Here is a 2,762-nt window from a genome sequence, read left to right as displayed (position 1 = left end):
GAGCGCCCCTGTGAGCAGCATTCTTCTGGCCGTCGCGCACCAGCACGGCGCCGCGCGTCTCGCGGCCCGTCGCCGGGTCGAGGAGGGTCGCGTCGGCCAGAAGAATGCTGCTCACAGGGGCGCTCTCGCTGAGGATGCCGGGCCGTCGAGACGCATGGCGAGGCCGGCCGCCGCCATGTGGGCCTTGGCCTCGGCGACGCTCGCCTGCCCGAAATGGAAGATCGAGGCGGCCAGCACGGCGCTGGCGCCGCCCTGGGCCACGCCGGCCACGAGGTCGTCCAGCCCGCCGACTCCGCCCGAGGCGATCACCGGGACGCTCACGGCGTCGCTGATCGCCCGCGTCAGCGCGAGGTCGTAGCCGGAGCGCGTCCCGTCCTTGTCCATGGAGGTGACCAGCAGCTCGCCGGCGCCCTTTGCGGCTACCAGGCGGGCGAACGCCACCGCGTCGATCCCGGTCGGATCGCGGCCGCCATGGGTGAAGATCTCCCAGCGGGCCGCCTCGCCGGCGGCGGAGACCCGCTTGGCGTCGATCGCCACCACGATGCACTGCGCGCCGAATTTTTCCGCCGCGCGGGCGACGAGGTCCGGATCCTTCACGGCGGCGGTGTTGATCGCGACCTTGTCGGCACCGGCGAGCAGCAGCCCGCGCACGTCCTCGACCGCGCGGACGCCGCCGCCGACGGTGAGCGGCATGAAGCAGGCCTCGGCTGTCCGGCTGACGATGTCGAGCAGCGTCCCGCGGGCCTCGCGGCTGGCGGTGATGTCGAGGAAGCACAGCTCGTCGGCCCCGGCCGCGTCGTAGACCTTGGCGGCCTCCACCGGATCGCCGGCGTCGCGCAGGCCCTCGAAGCGGACGCCCTTCACGACGCGCCCGTCCTTCACGTCGAGGCAGGGGATGATGCGGGTTTTGAGCACAGGATCACCTTCTCAGCCGAGCGTGTCTTCAGAATCGATCGAGAAGAGTCGTGTTGTCAGCTCGTCGCGGCCATAGGGGCACTCTTTCGGGAAGACGCGCAACGGCAAGCCGGTCTCGACCGAAGCTTCGTCTCTGGCATCCCGATAGGCACGTTCCAACGCTTGCGCGAGACGGCTCTTGAGCCCGGGATTATCCGTCAACAGATCTGCCGCCCTATTGCGATGTGTTCGGATGGAGATCATCCAGCTGCGTGTCCTGCGATCCGGCTGATGATCCCATTTCAGCATATGCAGCAGAATTAAACGCCACGCGCTTACGAGGCTATTGAATTCACTGCGGCCCAAACTCTCAATCTCCTCGGCCAGGTTTTCGAGGTCCAGACCGCTGAAATCGCGCGCGCGCAGACGTTTACCCTGCTCCTGGGTCCAGGTATAGAAATCACCCGCGTAGGTAGTCCCGGTCGTGGCGGCGCGGACCGCCACCTTTGCAGCACGCATCGGTGCCTCCCAAGGAATCCTGCAAACAAGTCGTCTTCAAGCAATCCTATCACGCCACCGGGCCGCGCGCCTGCGCGATCGCCGCGAGCGCCGCCTGCGGGTCGATGCGGCCGTCGTAGAGGGCCCGGCCCGTGATGGCGCCGGCGATGAGGGCGCAATCGGGCTGGAGCAGGCGGTGCACGTCGTCGATCGAGGCGAGGCCGCCGGAGGCGATCACCGGGATCCGCACGGCCTGGGCCAGCGCCAGGGTCATCTCGACGTTGAGGCCCTTGAGGATCCCGTCGCGGGCGATGTCGGTGTAGATGATGGCCGCGACGCCGGCATCCTCGAACCGGCGGCCGAGTTCCTCGGCGGTCATGCTGGAGGTCTGCGCCCAGCCCTCGACGGCGACGCGGCCGTCCTTGGCGTCGATGCCCACCGCGATGTTGCCCGGATGGAGGCGTGCCGCCTCCCGCACGAATCCGGGGTCGCGCACGGCGGCGGTGCCGATGATCACCCGGGCCACGCCCTTCGCCAGCCAGCCCTCCAGCGTCTTCATCTCGCGGATGCCGCCGCCGAGCTGCACCGGGATGCCGACCCGGGCGAGGATCGCGTCCACCGCGGCGGCGTTGCGCGGCGCGCCCGCGAAGGCGCCGTCGAGATCGACCACGTGCAGCCAGGGGAAGCCCTGGTCCTCGAAGGTCGCGGCCTGGGCGGCCGGATCGTCGCCGAAGATCTTGGCCTGCGCCATGTCCCCCTGGATGAGGCGGACGCAGCGCCCTTCCTTCAGGTCGATCGCCGGGTACAGGATCACGGGTGGTCGTTTCCTTCTGGCCGAAGCCGGAGCCCGCTCAAGGGCGCCAGTTCAAAAAGTTCGCGATGAGAGCCAGGCCGAGGCGCTGGCTCTTCTCGGGGTGGAATTGCGTGCCGGCGACGTTGCCGCGGGCCACCATGGCGGTGACCGGTCCACCGTACTCGGCCTGCGCGACCACGTCCTCCGGGTGCGCGGCGGCGAGCGCGAAGCTGTGGACGAAGTACGCGTGCAGGCCGTCTTCCCCGGTGGGAATACCGGCGAGCAGCGCGTGGTCGCGGGCGATCCGCAGGGTGTTCCAGCCCATATGGGGGATCTTGAGCGCCGGATCGGACGGGCGGATCGGCGCGACGTCGCCCGGGATCCAGCCGAGGCCCGGCGTGGTCTCGTATTCGAGGCCGCGGGTCGCGAGCAGCTGCATGCCGACGCAGATCCCCAGGAACGGCCGGGCGGCGACCTGCGCCACCTCGGTCATCGCCTGGACCATGCCGGGGACGGCATCGAGCCCGCGCCGGCAATCCGCGTAGGCGCCGACGCCCGGCAGCACGACGCGGTCGGC

4 protein-coding genes are annotated in these 2,762 nt (G+C 69.8%); all 4 read right to left on the bottom strand.

Going from position 1 to position 2,762, the window contains the following annotated elements:
- Window positions 1–111: 111 nt before the first annotated feature.
- Complete coding sequence (gene hisF, locus FV228_RS25955; RefSeq protein WP_147857170.1) at window positions 112–915, bottom strand: imidazole glycerol phosphate synthase subunit HisF; 804 nt, start codon at window positions 913–915, stop codon at window positions 112–114.
- Between the two features lie 12 nt (window positions 916–927).
- Complete coding sequence (locus FV228_RS25950; RefSeq protein WP_147857169.1) at window positions 928–1,413, bottom strand: DUF29 domain-containing protein; 486 nt, start codon at window positions 1,411–1,413, stop codon at window positions 928–930.
- Between the two features lie 49 nt (window positions 1,414–1,462).
- The gene (gene hisA, locus FV228_RS25945) at window positions 1,463–2,206 is read right to left on the bottom strand and encodes a 1-(5-phosphoribosyl)-5-[(5-phosphoribosylamino)methylideneamino]imidazole-4-carboxamide isomerase (protein ID WP_147857168.1); all 744 of its coding nucleotides are present in this window, start codon (window positions 2,204–2,206) and stop codon (window positions 1,463–1,465) included.
- 37 nt (window positions 2,207–2,243) lie between these two features.
- A partial coding sequence (gene hisH / locus FV228_RS25940; protein ID WP_147857167.1) for an imidazole glycerol phosphate synthase subunit HisH occupies window positions 2,244–2,762 on the bottom strand: 519 nt, incomplete at its 5' end.

This window comes from Methylobacterium sp. WL18 (genome assembly GCF_008040015.1).
In the GTDB taxonomy this organism is placed as follows: Bacteria; Pseudomonadota; Alphaproteobacteria; order Rhizobiales; family Beijerinckiaceae; genus Methylobacterium; species Methylobacterium mesophilicum.
This window is presented reverse-complemented; position numbering and strand designations above follow the sequence as displayed.